We start from the raw sequence: 17,879 nt of genomic DNA on the forward strand, positions 1-17,879 counted from the left end.
CAGGACGCCCAGCTGCACGGCATTCCAATCCTGCAGGGCTGCTGCATCGGTCAGGCTGCTGTCTTGGCCGAAGATATCATGCGTCATGGGAGTCCAATCTTTGTTCTCGAATTGAAAAGCGGTTTCCGTGTCCTGCTGAAGATTAGATCATCAGATTGGTGCCGGCGAACCCCGCTCGCGCTTTGGTGATGGCCTGTGTGTGTTTGGCTGTAAATTTCGCCGGATGTGTAAGATTTCCGTCGAAATTCCTGCAACAGGAATGGTTAAGGGGCGGCGAAACCACCGCCGGTTTGGCGGTGATTTGCCGGAAACTGTAACACTTGGCGGAAAACTGCCGTGTTTTGGGGGCTTAGCCGGTCTCGAACGGGGCATCCGCGCCCAGAATCTCTTCCGTTCCTTCGCCGCAGCGGGGCGGGGCGTGCCGGTATGTTACAGGCGTGCGGGAGAAATTCAGCGGATTGCCCAGCAGTTTCACCGGGCCTGCCGCGGTTTCCATCGGAATGGACATCTCGCGGGCTGCGACCTGACCGGTGGCAAACAGAGTTTCCAGGTTCTGCACCGGCCCGGCGGGCACCTTGCGGGCCTCCATCGCCGCCAGCACCTCATCCGTCGTATAGCGCTGCACGGTGGGGATGAGGACTGCATTCAGCGCATCGCGGTTCTGCAGACGGGCCGGGTTGGTGGCAAAGCGGGGATCCTCAGCCAGGCCTTCCAGCTTCAAGAACTCCATGAAGCGCTGGAACTGGCTGTCGTTGCCCACTGCCAGGATCACATGGCCGTCGGAGGTCTCATAAACGCCATAGGGCATGATGCTGGGGTGCTCATTGCCGCGGCGTTTGGGGATGTTGCCGGTGTTCAGGTAAGCCACGCCTTCGTTGATCAGCCAGGCGATCTGCGCGTCGACCAGGGCGAGGTCGATCTGCTGGCCTTCGCCGGTTTTCTCGCGGTGATGCAGGGCGCTGAGGATTCCGATGCAGGCATACATGCCGCACATGACGTCAGCAATGCCGACGCCTGCCTTCATCGGCTGGCCGTCGGGTTCGCCGGTCAGCGACATGATGCCGCCAAAACCCTGCGCCATGATGTCATAGCCAGGTTTGTGGCTGTTGGGGCCTGTCTGGCCGTAGCCGGAGATCGAACAGTAGATCAGCCCGGGCAGATTGTCCTTGAGGCTGGCATAGTCCAGCCCGTATTTCGCCAGTCCGCCGGGTTTGAAGTTTTCGATCAGGATATCAGCCTCTGCCGCCAGGCGGCGGATGGCCTGCTGGCCCTCCTCGGTGGCAATGTCAATGGCCACGGAACGTTTGTTGCGGTTGGCGGACATGAAATAGGCCGAGAGGTCGGATTGCTGCCCCTCAGCATCCACTACGTAAGGAGGCCCCCACTGGCGGGTGTCATCACCGCCGGTTTTGGGGTTTTCTACCTTGATCACCGTGGCGCCGAGGTCGCCCAGAAGCTGGGTGCAGGTGGGACCGGCCAGGATGCGGGAGAGGTCCAGAACCTTGACGCCCTTCAGCGCGCCATGCGGGAGAAGATCAGATCCGGCCATCGTAGCCTCCGCGGTCGATCACTGCTGAAATGACGGTGAATTTTTCCGCTGCCATTGCATCCTGCAGGGCGGCGCGCAATTCGCTGCGGCTGGTGACGGTGACACCGTTGCCGCCGAACGCCCGGCCCATGGCGGCAAAGTCATGCTCGGCAAAGTCGACACCGCCATTGGCCAGCTGGCGCTGGCGCTGTTTCAGCTCGATCAGCGCCAGGCTGGCGTCGGCAAAGACCACGAATATGGGGGCTGCGCCCAGTTCGGCGGCGGTGGAGAGTTCACCGGCCACCATCAGGAACCCGGCATCACCTGAAAAGCTGACCACCGGACGCTCCGGCTGCGCCAGCTTGCGCCCGATTGCCATCGGCACCGCACAGCCCATGGTGCACAGCGCCGAAGACTGGATCAGCCCGCGCGGCTCAGAACAGTCCCACATCTGGCTGAGCAGGATCCGGTGGGCGCCGCTGTCTGCAGTGGCGAGCGTCTCCGGCGGCAGGGTGGCGCGGCATTCGGCGATGACGCCTGCCGGGCCCCAATCGTCGTCCTTCGAAAAGGCCTCTGCCAGTGCGGATTTGACGGCTGCCGGGCGGTTGTTTGTCCTGGTCAGTTGCGTGGGTGTGCCTTCTGACAGCGCCTCCAGAGTGGGGGCGATGGCGGTCAGGAAATTGAGGCCTGCCTGATGCATATAGTGCGTGTTGGCCTCTGGTGCGATGTCGATGACGTTCTGGGTTTTCACATCCCAGACGTTGCGCCAGCCGGGGCGCATCTCGATCGGGTCATAGCCGATGGACAGCACCAGATCAGCCTCCTGCACCAGCGGAAGCAGGTGCTTGTCGGCCAGCGGCGACAGGCCCGCACCGCCCAGGCACAGCGGGTGGTCTTCGGGGATGATCCCTTTGGCCTTGTAGCTGGTGACGAAAGGGATCTGGTGCTTTTCAACAAAGCCGCGAATGGCGGTGCCTGCGTTTTCCTGCAGCGCATCCAGGCCGATCACTGCAACCGGACGCGTGGCGGCCGCCAGCCAGGAACGCGCCTGCGTCAATGCCTCGCCGCTTGGCGCGCCAGGACTTGCAGGCGCGCGGCGGATGCCGCGGTCCCTGGCCGGCGCATCTGCGGTGGAGATCGGCACGTCAATATGCACCGGCCCGTTGCGCGGTTCGGTTGCAATGGCGACGGCTTTGTCAGCAATCAGATCGGCGGCCCCGGCATCCAGGCGGAAAGTGGCCTTGGTGATCGGGGTGAACACTGCGCGGTGGTCGAGGACCTGGTGGGTATAGCTCTGCTCCTCGGCGGCGTCGACGCAGCCAGTCAGCACCAGCATCGGTACCCGGTCCTGGTGGGCATTGGCGACCACGTTGATGCCATTCAGCGCGCCGGGGCCGAGGGTTGCGACCAGAATAACCGGCGCGCCGTCAGCATGGTGCACGCCTTCGCCGATGAACCCTGCGCAGTTTTCATGCTTGGCCAGGTGGAACGTGATGCCCGCCTTGGTCAGGGCATCCACCAAGGTCAGAACCTCGCCGCCGGGCATTCCGAAGGCATGCCGGCAGCCTGCCTCGTATAGCCGCCGGGCCAGTACATCTGCCGCGCGAAGGGTCTCTGTCATCTTGTCCGTCCAATCCGTTGATTTGCCGCCAGATTGCCGAGGCTGCGCGCGCGTGCAAGCCCGCTCACGCCAGTGTGAGAAATGCTGCGGCGGAATTTGGCGCATTTCATTCGCCAAGCCTGTGGCGGGGGTATGGCTGACCAGAAAAGAAGCCAAGGGTTTGGGCGGGGCCTGCTATTCTTGCGCCCGCCGGGCGATCTGCGCGAAGCGGCGGTCGAGCAGGCCTGCAAGGTCAGCCAGTTCAGGACCGCCTTCATCTGCGTAGGGCGCAAAGACATGGGAGGGCAGCTTGTAGGACAGCGTGGCGCTGCCGTCTTGTTCCTCAGTCACATACATGCGCACCGGGGCCTCGATCATCGCCGCGGTCGAGAGCGCCAGGATCTTTACCGCGAAGTCGTTGTTAAAGAGACCGATTACACGGTTGCCGGGGATGGTGATGCCGCGGGCGGCGGCAGCGCCGGTGGGGCCTGCCTGAGTGACGACGCCCAGGCCTTCGGCCTTGGCGGCGGCTTTGACATCGGCGATCAGCTGCTCAAACGGTTTTTCCGTTTCATGCACAGCCCAGCCGTCCCGCGCTGTTATGCTGCCCGCTGAGGCGGCTGAGGCTGCAAGGACTAAGGCGGCTGTCAGGCGTTTGAATGGCATGGGCGTCTCCGTCGGACATGGTTCAACATCTACGGCAAAGCGGCAGGACGGCGGCTCACAATTGCGTGCGGCAGGCGGCAGGCTGCCCGGCAGGGCTGAAACCTGTGCGCGGTCCTGACGGGGCGCGCTCTGTATGGCTGCAGCGGATTTCAGGAGCGGACTGCGATTTTGCCACCGCCCTGTTTCGTCACCGCCACCACCGCAGGACGCGGCGGCATCGCAGGATCGAAGTCCGGCCAGCGGGTGGCGGGGTCCTCGAAGGTGGAGGCGCGTTCGAACCCCTTCAGGCTTGTGGTGCCGTCGGTGCCGGGGTGCTGGATCGCCAGAAACAGGGTTTCATTATCCGGGGTGAAATACGGACCGCAAAGCTCTGCGCCCACAGGGCAACGGAAGAAAAGCTTGGAGTGGCCGCGCAGGGCGCCTTCGGTTTCCATGCCGTAGAGTCCGTCGGCTTTGCCAGTCTTGTCCCACTTGCGGCCCTGATCGGTGGCGACCCACAGACGGCCCGCGGCGTCGATAGTGCAATTATCGGGAGAGCTGAACCAGCCGTTTTCCGAGGTTTCCGGGTTCCATCGGGCCCCCACGGCGGCGACTTCGGGGTCGCCGCATTGCACCAGGATGGACCAGCGGCCTTGGCGGGCAGCATGGTCGCCGCTGTCTTCCTTGAGTTCGATGATATGGCCGAAGTCCGACCTGGCCCGGGGGTTGGCGGCGTCGGTCTGGCCCGCACGCCGTTTGGAGTTGTTGGTGAGCATCACATAGGCGGTGCCGTCGCCGCGCGGCGAGAGGTCTTCGGGGCGGTCCATTGGGGTTGCCCCAAGCGCATCGGCGGCCAGGCGGGCGTCAATCAGCACATCCGCCTGGCTGGCAAAGCCGTTTTCCGCCGTGAGCGGACCCTGGCCATGCACCAGCGGCAGCCAGTCGTGGCTGCCGTCGCTGTTGAAGCGGGCTGCAAAAAGCGTGCCGTCGCGCAGCAGGCCTGCGTTGGCGGCCGGGTCCTCTGTCACCACGCCGGCTGACACATATTTGTAGACGTATTCGAACCGGGCATCGTCGCCCATATAGACAACCAGATGCCCCGTCTTAGACACCGTAGTCTCCGCACCCTCATGCGCGAAGCGGCCGAGGGCAGTGCGCTTGACCGGGACCGAGAGCGGGTCCATGGGATCGACCTCAACCACCCAGCCGAAGCGGTTGACCTCATTGGGGTCTTTGTCGATGTTGAAACGCTGGTGGTATTTGCCCCAGGCGTACCACATTGAAGGAATATTATAGCGGGCCATCTGTGCGGCTTCAGCCTGGCCGGAAAGATCCGGTTCGCCTTCGGCGTCCAGCCGGTCTGTCCAGAAGTATCCGTGGAAGTTCTCCTCTGCCATCAGCCAGGTGCCCCATGGGGTCATGCCGCCGGCGCAATTGTTCAGGGTGCCGATGACCTCACGTCCGCCGGGGTCGGCGCTGGTCTGCATCCGCGGGTGGCCTGCAGCGGGGCCATCAACAGCCATCACCGTGTCCAGCGGAGAGATGCGGCGGTTCAGCTTGCCGTTCCGCACAACTGCCCATTTGCCGTCCGGGTTCCGGGTGATCTCGACCACGGAGCCGCCGTGGGCGGCCATTTCGATCTCGGCCAGCTCCCGGGTCATTCCGGCGAATTCGGCCTTGTCCTGGCGGCCGAGGCCGGGGAACATGACCTCTTCATTGGTGTATTCGTGGTTCACGCATAACAGGCCGCGGGTGCCTTCGGCGTTCAGGGGCAGGAAACCCACATAGTCGTTGTTATAACCGAACTGCTGCAGCTGGGCCGCGGCGCTCTGGTTCCTTACGTCGAACGCCGGCGCCCCGGGGAGGACCGGGTCGCCCCAGCGCAGGAGGATGTCTGCGTCATAGCCGCCGGCGACATGATGGGTTTCGTCAACGCCCCAATCCAGCTCGTCAAAAACATAGCGGCTTTGGGCGGCCGCGGCGCCGGCCGGGCGCGGTGCGGCCAGAGTTGCGGCCAGGGGAGAGGCGCCGAACAGGGCTGCCGCAGCAGAGGTGCCCAGCAGCCCGGTCAGAACGCCCCGGCGGTTGTAGCGGGCGGCGATGATCCCGCCGATGGCTCTGTCCGCGTTGGGATTGACCGGGATGTCGTCTGCGGCCTCAAAGGCTTCGGCCTTGTTGCCGGTTCGCAGGTCTCTAATGATCTGTTTGCGGTTCGAGGTCAAAGCGGTCTCCGGTGCGGGGATTGGCCTGGCTAAGTCGGGGGCAGCGTTGCCCGCAAAGTTAAGAGCGGCGAGTAACTAATTCGCAACCCTTAGTGAAAAGTGCGCGGGATGCCAGAATTTTCCTGCCGCCGGGCCACCCGGCTTGCGTCCGCTGAAGTCTGCTGGTTACTCCGCCGGGCGGAAGCCCTCAATCAACTGGCGCAGGCCGATGGCGGCGCCGGCGAAGATTGCCAGCATGGTAACGGGGGCAGAGACTGCAAGCAGAGAAAAGGCACTGAGGCCCTGGCCGACGGTGCAGCCCATGGCAATCACCGCGCCTGCGCCCATGATCGCGGCGCCGATGATCTGGCGGCGCAGTTCGCGCGGGTCCTCGCAGGCCTCCCAGCGGAAATGCCCCTTGATCAGCGAGCCGGTGAAGGCGCCGGTCCAGACCCCGGCGATGGAGCCGACGGCAAAGGACAGCGGGCGCAAGGAGCCGGTCATGGTCCAGAGGATGGTCTCGCCCAAAGGGGCGGAGAAGGAGTGGGAGACCACCGGCAGCGCCTCGAACCCTTCGGCGTTGACGTAAGTGGTGCCGGCCCAGCCGGAGGTGACGGCAAGCCCTACGATGGCCGACCAGAACAGGGCCTGTCTGTCCCTGCGGATTTCCGCATTGGCCAGCGCGGCGATCAGGATCAGAACGCCGGCAGTGACGCCGATGGCGGCCAGCGGCAGGCCGCTCCAGGCAGCGGCGTAATGGGCCAGTCCCGGCGGGATGTCGGTGGTGACGTCCTGCTGTTCGAAGAAATAGTTCCGCAAGGGGGCGAGGGGGCCTGCCAGCACCACATAAGTGGAGACGCCCATCACCAGCACAATCACAAAGCTGCGCAGGTCGCCGCCGCCAAGCCGCGCAATGGCGCCGTAGCCGCAGTTGCCGCTGAGCGCCATGCCGTAGCCGAACATCAGCCCGCCCAGGATGGAAGCGGCGGGCATCCAGCGGATCGAGAGGTAAAAAGATTGGCCCGCATCCACCAGCCCCAGGCCGGTCAGCGCGAAGCTGGCGGTGACGGCCACGCCGATGGCCACGCCCCACATCCGCATCCGCAGGGAGGAGCCGCCGTAGAGCAGGTCTTCGATAGCGCCCAATGTGCAAAACCGTCCCAGCCGCGCGGCCAGTCCCAGCAGAACACCGCCCAGCAGCCCGAAACAGGCGGCTATCTGGTGTTCTGTCAGGAGGTCAAACATTCAAAAAGGTTCAGCTGCCGTCGTTGCAGAACAGGTCATAGACCGTTTCCAGCATCCGGCGGGGTTTGTCGTCTGCCAGGCGGTAGTAGATCGCCTTGCCCTCGCGGCGGGGAATGACCAGCCCTTCGAGCCGCAGGCGGGAAAGCTGCTGTGAGACGGCGGCCTGGCGGGCGGACAAAAGCTCCTCCAGCTCAGTAACTGATTTCTCGCCCGAAACCAGGTGGCAGAGGATCATCAAACGGCCCTCGTGGCTGATCGCCTTGAGGAAATTGGAGGCCTTGGTCGCGTTCTCGACCATCTTGTCCATTTCTGCCGGATCCATGTCCGCGGAAAACTGCGGTAGTGCCATCTGCCGTCTCCTGGGCGGCGCATGGGCGCCGCTCTCTATCTTTTCTTGCCCAGACCGGTTTGTTCTGCCGAGGCGGTCAGCTGCCGCCTTGAGTGTGCGTATTATCAACAAACCCTGTATGGGCGGTTAGCAAATCTGCCAGCAAAGGCCAAAAGAAATCTTCGCCGGGGTAGCCTTCGAGCCGGGCCTGTTCCTTGCCGTCCTCGACCACCAGGAAGGTGGGGGTGAACATGACCCGGCGCACGACCAGCAGATCATCGGGCAAGGCGCGCAAGTCGACCCGGCGCAGCGGGGCGTGTTTGCCTTCGGCTGTCTTGGGGTAGATCGGGGCGATCTCCTCATTCCAGCGGGCGCACCATTCGCATCCTGCCTGTTCGACCATCACCAGTTCCGCCGCCCAGGCGGGCAGAGCAGTCAGGGTCAGGGCTGCGGCGGCAGCCAGTTGCCGGATTGCGTGCATATGTGTCATTCCACCTGTTGACGGCTTTACCTGATACAACGTAATTCGAATATGTGAATGACACAAGCCGGGCCCGGATAACGTTCGCGTGGGTCGGCCGGGGGGAGACATGCTGGAAATTACCCTGTTTGGCGCCTTGTTCGCAGGTTTGCTGAGCTTTTTCACCCCCTGTATTCTGCCGATGGTGCCGTTTTATCTGTCATACATGGGCGGGCTGTCGATGGCAGAGCTGCGTGGGGACGGGGCGATTGCCGCTGGCGCGCAGCGGCGGCTGCTGGTGTCGGCCTGCTGTTTTGCCGCCGGGGTGACCACGGTGTTCATGCTGATGGGCATGGGGGCGACAGCGCTGGGGCAGCTGTTCGGCCAGTACCTGGAGGTGCTGTCTTATGGTGCGGCGGCGCTTTTGCTGCTGTTCGGGCTGCATTTCCTGGGTGTTGTGAAAATCCCGCTGCTGTACCGCGAGGCGCGCATGGAGAGCCGCGCGGAGCCTTCGTCAGTGCTGGGGGCCTATCTGATGGGGCTGGCTTTTGGCTTTGGCTGGACACCGTGCGTGGGGCCTGCGCTGGCGTCGATCCTGATGATCGCCTCGGGCATGGGGGACATCTGGCGGGGCGGAGTGCTGTTGCTGGTCTACGGGCTGGGGATGACGGCGCCTTTTGTGGTGGCGGCGCTGTTTGCGCAGCCGTTCCTGGGCTGGGTGGCGCGGCACCGCGCGGCCTTTGCCTGGGTGGAAAAGGGCATGGGCGCGATGCTGGTGCTGTTTGCGGTGCTGATCGCCACTGGCGGGGTGCGGCTGATTGCCGAGGCGATGATCCGCTGGATGCCGGGGTTCAGCTCAATTGGATAAGTGAAGTGTGGAGGTCAACATGCTGAGAAATATTGCGAAACTGTTAATGATGGCGGTGCTGGCCGTGCCCTTGTCCGGGCCCCTCTCAGCGGCGGAGCTGGGGGATGACGGGCTGCACAAGACCGCGTGGATGCGGGAGACTTTCAAGGACCTGCGCGAGGATCTGGAAGAGGCCAATGGCGAGGGTAAACGGCTGGCGCTGATCTTTGAACAGCGCGGCTGTATCTATTGCACCAAGATGCATGAGGAGACCTTTCCCCGGCCGGAAATCAGCCGGTACATTGAGGAGAATTTCTTTGTCGTGCAGCTGAACCTCTATGGCGATGTGGAGGTCACTGACTTTGACGGCGCGGCGCTGCCGGAAAAAGAGATGGCGCGCAAATGGGGCGTGCTGTTCACGCCGACGATTCTGTTCCTGCCGGAGGAGGTGAGCGAAAACGTCACAGCTCCCGAAGCGGCGGTGGCGATGATGCCGGGCGCCTTTGGCGCGGGAACCACGCTGGACATGTTTACATGGGTCAATGAAAAGCGCTATGCGCTTGATAACGGAGAGGATTTCCAGCGCTATCATGCGCGGATGATTCAGGAGCGCAATAATGGATCCGCAGACTAGGGTCTGGCGCACAAAATGCAAAAATTCACAATAATGAATTTGTTGTTGCGTATTGGTCCGGCTGTGGCCTACGGTATGCAGCAGCTAAGCAACCGCACTCAGATGCGGCAGCCATTGGGAGGATACATGAAGCTTACATCTCTGACACTGGCGCTGAGCCTGGCGGGTGCCGCGGCTTGGGCTGGCGAGGTTGCTCCGAAAGCGGTGCAGTATGGCGAATACGGCGAGATTGCCGCCTCGCTGACCGGGGTTGCGGGCGATGCCGCCAGCGGCGCGGTGATTGCAGGCACCAAGTCCAAGGGCAACTGCGTGGCCTGCCATCAGGTGACAGCACTTGCCGATGTGCCGTTCCATGGCGAGATCGGCCCGTCGCTGGACGGTGCAGGCGACCGCTGGAGCGAGGAAGAACTGCGCGGCCTGGTGGCCAATGCCAAGATGACGTTCGAGGGCACCATGATGCCGGCCTTCTACAAGGTCGATGGCTTCACCCGCCCGGGCGACGCCTATACCGGCAAAGCCGGGGCCGAGCCGCTGCCGCCGATCCTGACGGCGCAGGAGATCGAAGATGTGGTCGCGTTCCTGGCGACGCTGAAAGAAGAGTGAGGCACCGGGCGGGGGCATCCCGCGCGCCGCTGCCGAAGTGAATTTATAGGAGAGATATGATGGAGTTCTCACGCCGTGAGACCCTGGCCCTTGGCCTGGGTGCTGCCGTGGTTACCGTGCTGCCGTTCCAGGTGAACGCGGCCGCAGACGACCGGATCGCTGCCTTTACCGGCGGGGCCGATATGGCCGAGGGCGGTGTTACCCTGAACGCGCCTGAGATTGCCGAAAACGGCAACACCGTGCCGATCTCGGTCGAGGCGCCTGGCGCCGCCGCAATCCTGGTGCTGGCCACCGGCAACCCGGAACCGGGTGTCGCGACCTTCAACTTTGGCCCCGGTGCGGCGCAGCAGTCGGCCTCGACCCGGATCCGCCTGGCGGGAACCCAGGACGTGGTTGCGGTTGCCAAGCTGGCCGATGGCTCATTCGCCAAGGCAAGCGCCACCGTCAAGGTTACCATCGGCGGCTGCGGCGGCTGAGCCCGTCCGCCCGTCAAACGGAATTCTTAAGGAGAATTAAAGACATGGCATCCGGTGTTAAACCCCGCGTCAAGGTCCCGAAAACAGCCGCTGCCGGCGATACGGTCACCATCAAGACCCTGATCAGCCACAAGATGGAAAGCGGCCAGCGCAAGGATAAAGAGGGCAATCTGATCCCGCGCTCGATCATCAACCGCTTCACCTGCGCCTTCAATGGCGAGACGGTGCTGGACGTCGCGATGGAGCCCGCGATCTCCACCAACCCTTATTTCGAGTTCGACGCTGTCGTGCCGGAAGCCGGTGAATTTGTCTTCACCTGGTATGACGACGACGGCTCGGTCTACGACACCAAGAAGAAAATCGCCATCGGCTGATCCGTTCCGGATCTCAGGCACGCGTCCTGTCCGGTGTGATCCGGGCAGGGCAGGCACCCAAGGGAGGACAGGGAATGAACAAAAAGGCAATCACAGCAATTGCCGCTGTGCTGGCGCTGCCTATGGCGGCAGGTGCAGGCCCCGATGACGACAAGCTGGTGGTCAACGAGGAAATCGAGATGGTCACCAAAGCCGCCGCGCCTGCGCATATCGCGGATGCGGTTGATGAGATTATGTCGGGCTGGCACTTCCGCAAGGATGAAACCCAGGCCCTGCAGATGGACGACTTTGAAAATCCGGCAATGATCTTTGTCGATCAGGCTCTGGATGCTTGGAACACTGTCGAAGGCTCCGAGGGCAAATCCTGCGCTTCCTGCCACGATGATGTCGAGGAAAGCATGAAAGGCGTGCGTGCTGTCTATCCCAAGTGGAGCGACGCCGCCGGCGAGGTCCGCACCCTGAACATGCAGATCAACGACTGCCGCGAAAACCAGATGGGCGCCGAGAAGTGGAAATACTCCGGCGGCAAGATGGCCGCGATGGAGGCTTTGATTTCGGTCCAGTCCCGCGGGATGCCGGTGAACGTGGCTATCGACGGCCCGGCCCAGTCCACCTGGGAGAAGGGTAAGGAAATGTACTACACCCGCACCGGCCAGCTGGAGCTGTCCTGCGCGAACTGCCATGAGGACAATTATGGCAACATGATCCGCGCCGACCACCTGAGCCAGGGCCATATCAACGGCTTCCCGGTGTACCGCTTGAAGAACACCAAGCTGAACACTGCCCATGCGCGCTTTAAGGGCTGCGTGCGCGATACCCGGGCTGAGACCTACAAGCCGGGTTCGGCGGACTTCGTCGCACTGGAGCTCTATGTCGCGTCGCGCGGCAACGGGCTGTCGGTCGAAGCGCCTTCCGTCCGCAACTGATCTTTGCGCCCCGCGCCTGTTGCCAGGTGCGGGGCGTCTCTCTTTTGAAACATTCATTTGTGCGAATATGTCGCGCAAGCACACAGGATACCGGTACACATGATCTCGCGCCGCGATTTTCTGCAGGTTTCCATGGCCGCCTCGGCCATGGTGGGGGCGTCAGGCTTTGGCAATTGGGCGCGGCTGGCTGCGCAGCAGTCATTGACCCAGGACCAGCTCTTGGAGTTTGACACCTTTGGCAATATCAGCCTGATCCATGTGACGGATATTCATGGGCAATTGAAGCCGATCTATTTCCGCGAGCCGTCGATCAATTTGGGCGTCGGCGGCAACAAAGGCCACGTGCCGCACATTACCGGTGCTGACTTCCGCAAGGCCTATGGCATCAATGATGGCAGCCCCTCGGCCTATGCGCTGACCTATGATGATTTCGCGTCGCTGGCGAAGGGGTATGGACGTGTCGGCGGGCTGGACCGGATGGCGACGATCATCAACGCGATCCGCGCCGACCGCCCCGATGCGCTGCTGTTTGACGGCGGTGACACCTGGCATGGCTCCTATACCTGCCATCACACGGCGGGTCAGGACATGGTCAATGTGATGAACGCGCTGAAGCCGGATGCGATGACCTTTCACTGGGAATTCACGCTGGGGTCTGAGCGGGTGAATGAGATTGTCGAGGACCTGCCCTTTGCGGCGCTTGGACAGAACATCTTTGACGCGGAATGGGACGAGCCGGCCGAGCTGTTCAAACCCTACAAGTTCTTTGAACGCGGCGGTGCCAAGGTGGCGGTGATCGGCCAGGCGTTCCCGTACATGCCGATTGCCAACCCGGGCTGGATGTTCCCGGAGTATTCGTTCGGCATCCGTGACGAAAACATGCAGGCCATGGTGGATGAGGTCCGCGCCGCGGGCGCTGATCTGGTTGTGGTCCTCAGCCACAACGGCTTTGACGTCGACAAGAAGATGGCGGGCAAGGTGCAGGGCATCGACGTGATCCTGTCGGGCCATACCCATGACGCGCTGCCCGAGCCGGTGCTGGTGGGCAAGACCCATATCATCGCGTCGGGTTCCAACGGCAAGTTCGTCTCCCGCGTGGATCTGGATGTGCGCGACGGCCAGCTGATGGGGCTGCGGCACAAGCTGATTCCGGTGTTCTCGGATGTGATCGCGCCGGACCCGGCGGTGACGCAGCTGATTGAGGCGGAACGTGCGCCTTACAAGGCGCAGCTGGAAGAGGTGATCGGCCAGACCGATACGCTTCTGTACCGCCGTGGCAACTTCAACGGCACCTGGGACGACCTGATCTGTGATGCGCTGCTGAGTGAGCGGGAGGCGGATATCGCCATGTCGCCCGGCGTGCGCTGGGGGCCGTCGCTGGTGCCGGGCGACGACATCACGCGTGAGGACATCTGGAACGTGACCTCGATGTCTTATGGGCAGGCCTACCGGTCGGAGATGACCGGCGAGTTCATCAAGGTGATCCTGGAGGATGTGGCCGACAACATCTTCAACCCCGATCCCTATTACCAGCAGGGCGGCGACATGGTGCGGATCGGCGGCATGGGCTACCGGATCGACATCACCAAGCCGCAGGGTGAGCGGATCACGGATATGACGCTGCTGAAAACCGGCGAGGCGATTGATCCGGCGAAATCCTACGTGGTGGCCGGCTGGGCCAGCGTGAACGAGGGCACCGAGGGGCCGATGATCTGGGATGTGGTCGAGGATCATATCCGCAAGCTGGGCACCGTGACCCTGAATCCGAACACCTCCGTGCAGGTGGCGGGCGCTTAAACGGCGCCCGCCCCGGCAGGGGATAAGCTAAAAAATTTTACGCAGTTGAATTCACGAACGTGAATTTATCTATGTGAGGAGGCAATGAGATATGAGTGACGACGCCAAGAGCCTGGCACCCTCGCGCCGCCAGTTCCTGACCGGGGCGGCAGCTGCCGGGGCAGGGGCGGTGGCGGCAGGGGCTGCCAGGGCCGCAACGCCGGATCCGCTGATTACCGAAGTGCAGGAGTGGGCCAGCGGTCTGGGCGAGGGGGTGGATGCCACGCCTTACGGCCTGCCAATCCAGTATGAGAACGACGTGGTGCGCCGCAATGTGGAGTGGCTGACGGCGGATACCATCAGTTCGATCAACTTCACGCCGATCCATGCGCTGGACGGGACGATCACCCCGCAGGGCTGTGCGTTTGAACGGCATCATTCCGGCGCCATCGAGCTGCGCAAGGAAGACTACCGGCTGATGATTAACGGGCTGGTCGAGACGCCGCTGGTGTTCACCTACGAGGACCTGGAGCGCTTCCCGCGCGAGAACCGGGTCTATTTCTGCGAGTGCGCGGCGAATTCCGGTATGGAATGGGCGGGCGCGCAGCTGAACGGCGCGCAGTTCACCCATGGTATGATCCACAACATGGAGTACTCCGGGGTCTCGCTGCGGACGCTGCTGCAGGAGGCCGGTGTCAGCCCTGAAGGCAAATGGGTTTATGTGGAGGGCGCGGATGCGTCGTCAAACGGGCGCTCGATCCCGCTGGAGAAGGCGATGGACGACGTGCTGGTTGCCTTCAAGGCCAATGGCGAGGCCTTGCGCAAGGAGCATGGCTATCCGGTGCGGCTGGTGGTGCCGGGCTGGGAAGGCAATATGTGGGTGAAATGGCTGCGCCGGGTTGAGGTCATGGACCAGCCGGTCGAAAGCCGCGAGGAGACCTCGAAATACACCGATACGCTGGCCAATGGCGTCAGCCGCAAATGGACCTGGGAGATGGATGCGAAATCCGTCGTCACCAGCCCCAGCCCGCAGGCGCCGATCAAGCACGGGCCCGGGCCGCTGGTGATCACCGGCCTGGCGTGGTCGGGGCGCGGCGCGGTCACGGGTGTGGATGTGTCGCTGGACGGCGGCAAGAGCTGGCAGGAGGCGCGGCTGGCGGCGCCGGGCACGGACAAGGCGCTGACGCGGTTCTATCTGGACATCAACTGGGACGGCTCGGAGATGCTGCTGCAAGCCCGGGCCAAGGATTCCACCGGTTACGTGCAGCCCACCAAGGCGCAGCTGCGCGAGGTGCGGGGGCTGAATTCGATCTATCACAACAACGCCATCCAGACCTGGTGGGTCAAGGCAAATGGGGAGGCGGAAAATGTCGAGGTTTCTTGAAGTGTTGACGATACCCACTGAGGGCAGCGCCCGAGCCTGGGTGGGGGCGAAAGCGCCCTCCCGTGGGGAGGGGCGGGCGCTGCCCGGCCTATCGGCCAGGCGGAACATTGTTGCAGCGGCTGTTTTATCTATGGCGGTTGTCTCGCCCGTTGCCGCGGAAAAATTCGGCCTTGGCCGCCCCGCTTTGCCGGAGGAAATCGCCGCCTGGGATCTGGATGTGGCACCCGACGGCACCGGCCTGCCTGCAGGTTCGGGCGATGTGTTCACCGGCGAGGAGGTCTTTGCCGAAAAATGCGCCGTCTGCCATGGCGACTTTGCCGAGGGCGTCGGCAACTGGCCGAAGCTGGCTGGCGGGCAGGACACTCTGGACCATGATGATCCGCTGAAAACCGTGGGCAGCTACTGGCCGTATCTGTCAACCACCTGGGACTATGTGAACCGCTCGATGCCCTTTGGCGATGCGCAGTCACTGACCCCGGATGAGGTCTATGCCATCGTGGCGTATATCCTCTATTCCAACGATCTGGTGGACGATGAGTTCGTGCTGTCGGACGAGACTTTTGCGGAAGTCGAACTGCCCAATGCAGAAGGCTTCATCCTGGATGACCGGCTGAAGGCAGAAAAGCACTTTTGGAATCCGGCGCCCTGCATGGAGAACTGCAAGGAAAGCGTGGAGATCACCATGCGGGCCATGGTGCTGGACGTGACACCGGAGGAAGAAAGCGCCGCGGCGCCTGCTGAAGCTGCGCCGTTTGAGGAAGCGGCAGCAGAGGCGGAGGCGCCTGTTGAAATGGCGGCTGTACTGGATCCGGCGCTGGTGGCGAAGGGCGAGAAGACCTTCAAGAAGTGCAAGGCCTGCCATCAGGTGGGCGAGGGCGCCAAATCCAGGACCGGGCCGATCCTGAATGGCATTGTCGGCGCGCCTGCTGGCCATGCCGAGGGGTTCCGCTATTCCAAGGCGATGGCCGCCGCGGCGGAAGGCGGGCTGGTTTGGGATGAGGCCGAACTTGCGGCCTTTCTGGCGAAGCCGAAGAAATACATGAAGGGGACCAAGATGTCCTTTGCCGGGCTGAAGAAGGACAGCGATATTGAGGCTGTGATTGCCTATCTGCAGTCCTATTCGCAATAGACCCTTCGGCGGCGGGATTTGAAGGGGCGCCCGGTGGCGCCCCTTTTTTTACACGCTTTCGCCAGCGGCCCGTTTCAGTTCGGTAGCTTCGGAGCGGCTCAGCATTTCGCCCTGCTTGCGTTTTTGCAGCGCGGTGCGGGCCAGTTCGTATTGCGGATCCTGCCAGAAGATCAGGCAGCCGTTGCAGCCCTTGCCGCAGCAGCCCTCGGTGCCGACGCGGTTGGTCTTGAAGCGCTTTTCATTGCTGTCCTGCGCGATGCTGTCCGCCAGGGCGTCGCGGCGGCGGGCGTAGGCATTGGGGTTGCTTTTGCCTGAGACTTCAAGAGCTTGTGTCAGCTTGTCAAAGCGGATGCGGTTCCATTGTTCCTCGGTCAACGCGCGTTCCTTGCGCAGGACGGTAAATGCCGGGAAGCGGGCCTTGAGCGCCTCGATGTCCTCATGATCGAACAGCGAAAAGGGCAGGCGGATCACGGTCTGGGTGCTGCCGTGCACCACCTCTGTACGGCTGCCGTCTTTGGCGGCCTCGAAGTCATAGACCCGCAGCAGCACGGTTTCGCGGGCAATGGGGGAGACGAATTCCAGAACCTCGCCGGCAGTCAGCTTGGCCTTGACCAGAACGTGGAAGGCGTCGTCAGTCACTTCTGTCACAACGCCTGCGTATTCCCATTGGGCCAGGCTGGCGGTGTGCTCGTAATCATGCGCCAGGTTGTTCAGGCGCCCATCGTGGAAGGCCAGCGTGTAGCCGCGGCTGCCCGCTGCCTCCAACTCGCGCATATAGGGCTTGGGGTCCCAGCCCTCGGGGTCGGCGTAGTAGTCGTCGATGGCCATCCGGTAGGCGCGGGCCACGATGGCGGCGTAGTATTCCGATTTGCCGCGGCCTTCGACCTTGAGGCTGTCGACGCCGATCTTCAGGTAGTCGTCCAGCTTCGGCATGATGCAGAGGTCGCGGGAATTGAGGATGTAGGAGCCGCGGCCGTCTTCCTCGATCGGCATCAGCTCACCGGGGCGGCAGCCTTCCTCCAGCAGGAACTCGAACATATCCGCGTTGGTCTCATTGATGTCCAGCTCCTGCACGGTGCCGTCCTTCAGCCGCATCCGCACACCGTAGTTCCAGCGGCAGGAATTGGCGCAATTGCCCTGGTTGGCGCCGCGCTCGGCCATGAAGTTGGAGAGCAGGCAGCGCCCGGAGTAGGTCATGCACATGGCACCGTGCACGAAGGCTTCGAGCTTGATATCAGGGCATTTTTCACGGATTTCGGCCAACTCGGGATAGGAGACCTCGCGCGCCAGAACCACCAGATCGGCGCCCTGGTCCTGCCAGAACTTGACCGACAGCCAGGAGCAGATATTGGCCTGGGTAGAGACATGCAGCGGAATCTCGGGCGCGCGGTCTTTCACGTATTGAAACACGCCGGGATCCGCGATGATCAGCCCGTCGGGGCGCACCTTGCGGACGGTTTCGATGTATTCATCGAGCTTGGGGATGTCCTTGTTGTGCGAAAACAGGTTCAGGGTGAGGTACGCGCGGCGGCCATGGCTGTGACAGAATTCCACGCCCTGGATCACTTCCTCCAGCGTGAACTCGGATTTAGTGCGCAGGGACATGTCGGGGGTGCCGAGGTAGACAGCATCGGCGCCATAGAGAATGGCCATTTTCAGTTTGCGCAGATTGCCCGCGGGCATTAGCAGTTCGGATCGCTTGGTGGTCATCAGTCGGGCCTGG

Annotated in this window: 18 protein-coding genes; 10 read left to right on the top strand and 8 right to left on the bottom strand. The window is 62.8% G+C overall.

All coding sequences use genetic code 11. The features are described from left to right. Positions 1–189: hypothetical protein (locus ACXAHG_RS18980; protein ID WP_475059856.1), on the top strand; the 189-nt coding region annotated here is incomplete at its 5' end. Between the two features lie 160 nt (positions 190–349). Here the strand turns inward: ACXAHG_RS18980 and ACXAHG_RS18985 are convergent. The 7 genes from ACXAHG_RS18985 to ACXAHG_RS19015 all read right to left on the bottom strand — a co-directional run bounded on the left by ACXAHG_RS18985 (position 350) and on the right by ACXAHG_RS19015 (position 8,028). Then, the gene (locus tag ACXAHG_RS18985; RefSeq protein WP_475059858.1) at positions 350–1,549 is read right to left on the bottom strand and encodes a CaiB/BaiF CoA transferase family protein; all 1,200 of its coding nucleotides are present in this window, start codon (positions 1,547–1,549) and stop codon (positions 350–352) included. After that, a complete protein-coding gene (locus ACXAHG_RS18990) occupies positions 1,536–3,149 on the bottom strand; it encodes a thiamine pyrophosphate-binding protein (protein WP_475059860.1) in 1,614 nt (537 codons plus the stop codon). The genes ACXAHG_RS18985 and ACXAHG_RS18990 overlap by 14 nt, the downstream gene beginning before the upstream one ends. Positions 3,150–3,323: 174 nt before the next feature. Next, on the bottom strand, positions 3,324–3,794 hold the full coding sequence (locus ACXAHG_RS18995) for a DUF302 domain-containing protein (protein WP_475059863.1): 471 nt from the start codon (positions 3,792–3,794) through the stop codon (positions 3,324–3,326). Positions 3,795–3,943: 149 nt separating this feature from the next. After that, a complete protein-coding gene (locus tag ACXAHG_RS19000; protein ID WP_475059921.1) occupies positions 3,944–5,971 on the bottom strand; it encodes a PhoX family protein in 2,028 nt (675 codons plus the stop codon). A gap of 189 nt (positions 5,972–6,160) precedes the next feature. Further along, positions 6,161–7,219 carry a YeeE/YedE family protein gene (locus tag ACXAHG_RS19005; protein WP_475059866.1) on the bottom strand — a complete coding sequence of 353 codons (1,059 nt, stop codon included), beginning with the start codon at positions 7,217–7,219 and terminating at the stop codon, positions 6,161–6,163. A gap of 10 nt (positions 7,220–7,229) precedes the next feature. Beyond that, positions 7,230–7,568, bottom strand: coding sequence for an ArsR/SmtB family transcription factor (locus ACXAHG_RS19010; protein ID WP_475031116.1), 339 nt, complete (start codon positions 7,566–7,568; stop codon positions 7,230–7,232). 76 nt (positions 7,569–7,644) lie between these two features. Further along, complete coding sequence (locus tag ACXAHG_RS19015) at positions 7,645–8,028, bottom strand: hypothetical protein (RefSeq protein ID WP_475059924.1); 384 nt, start codon at positions 8,026–8,028, stop codon at positions 7,645–7,647. Positions 8,029–8,137: 109 nt separating this feature from the next. Here ACXAHG_RS19015 and ACXAHG_RS19020 point away from each other — a divergent pair, with 109 nt between their 5' ends. From ACXAHG_RS19020 to ACXAHG_RS19060, 9 genes are all read left to right on the top strand, one after another. Next, positions 8,138–8,875, top strand: coding sequence for a cytochrome c biogenesis CcdA family protein (locus tag ACXAHG_RS19020; protein ID WP_475059868.1), 738 nt, complete (start codon positions 8,138–8,140; stop codon positions 8,873–8,875). A gap of 19 nt (positions 8,876–8,894) precedes the next feature. Continuing rightward, positions 8,895–9,488, top strand: a complete 594-nt coding sequence (locus ACXAHG_RS19025) for a thioredoxin family protein (protein WP_475059871.1) — start codon at positions 8,895–8,897, stop codon at positions 9,486–9,488. A gap of 126 nt (positions 9,489–9,614) precedes the next feature. Continuing rightward, positions 9,615–10,091 (top strand): sulfur oxidation c-type cytochrome SoxX, encoded by a 477-nt coding sequence (soxX, locus tag ACXAHG_RS19030; protein WP_475042705.1) that lies wholly within the window; start codon positions 9,615–9,617, stop codon positions 10,089–10,091. A gap of 59 nt (positions 10,092–10,150) precedes the next feature. Next, positions 10,151–10,567 carry a thiosulfate oxidation carrier protein SoxY gene (gene soxY, locus ACXAHG_RS19035; protein ID WP_475059873.1) on the top strand — a complete coding sequence of 139 codons (417 nt, stop codon included), beginning with the start codon at positions 10,151–10,153 and terminating at the stop codon, positions 10,565–10,567. A gap of 44 nt (positions 10,568–10,611) precedes the next feature. Further along, on the top strand, positions 10,612–10,941 hold the full coding sequence (gene soxZ / locus ACXAHG_RS19040) for a thiosulfate oxidation carrier complex protein SoxZ (RefSeq protein WP_039130330.1): 330 nt from the start codon (positions 10,612–10,614) through the stop codon (positions 10,939–10,941). A 74-nt stretch (positions 10,942–11,015) separates the two neighbouring features. Next, positions 11,016–11,867, top strand: coding sequence for a sulfur oxidation c-type cytochrome SoxA (soxA, locus tag ACXAHG_RS19045; RefSeq protein WP_475042707.1), 852 nt, complete (start codon positions 11,016–11,018; stop codon positions 11,865–11,867). Between the two features lie 99 nt (positions 11,868–11,966). Continuing rightward, a complete protein-coding gene (gene soxB / locus ACXAHG_RS19050) occupies positions 11,967–13,664 on the top strand; it encodes a thiosulfohydrolase SoxB (RefSeq protein ID WP_475059876.1) in 1,698 nt (565 codons plus the stop codon). Between the two features lie 91 nt (positions 13,665–13,755). Then, positions 13,756–15,027, top strand: a complete 1,272-nt coding sequence (gene soxC, locus ACXAHG_RS19055; protein ID WP_475059879.1) for a sulfite dehydrogenase — start codon at positions 13,756–13,758, stop codon at positions 15,025–15,027. A gap of 130 nt (positions 15,028–15,157) precedes the next feature. Further along, a complete protein-coding gene (locus tag ACXAHG_RS19060) occupies positions 15,158–16,156 on the top strand; it encodes a c-type cytochrome (protein WP_475059881.1) in 999 nt (332 codons plus the stop codon). Positions 16,157–16,204: 48 nt separating this feature from the next. Here the strand turns inward: ACXAHG_RS19060 and ACXAHG_RS19065 are convergent, their stop codons facing one another. Next, positions 16,205–17,866, bottom strand: coding sequence for a peptidase U32 family protein (locus ACXAHG_RS19065; RefSeq protein ID WP_475059884.1), 1,662 nt, complete (start codon positions 17,864–17,866; stop codon positions 16,205–16,207). Positions 17,867–17,879: the final 13 nt, after the last annotated feature.

The sequence above is a fragment of the Leisingera sp. ABD4_442 genome (assembly GCF_056160905.1).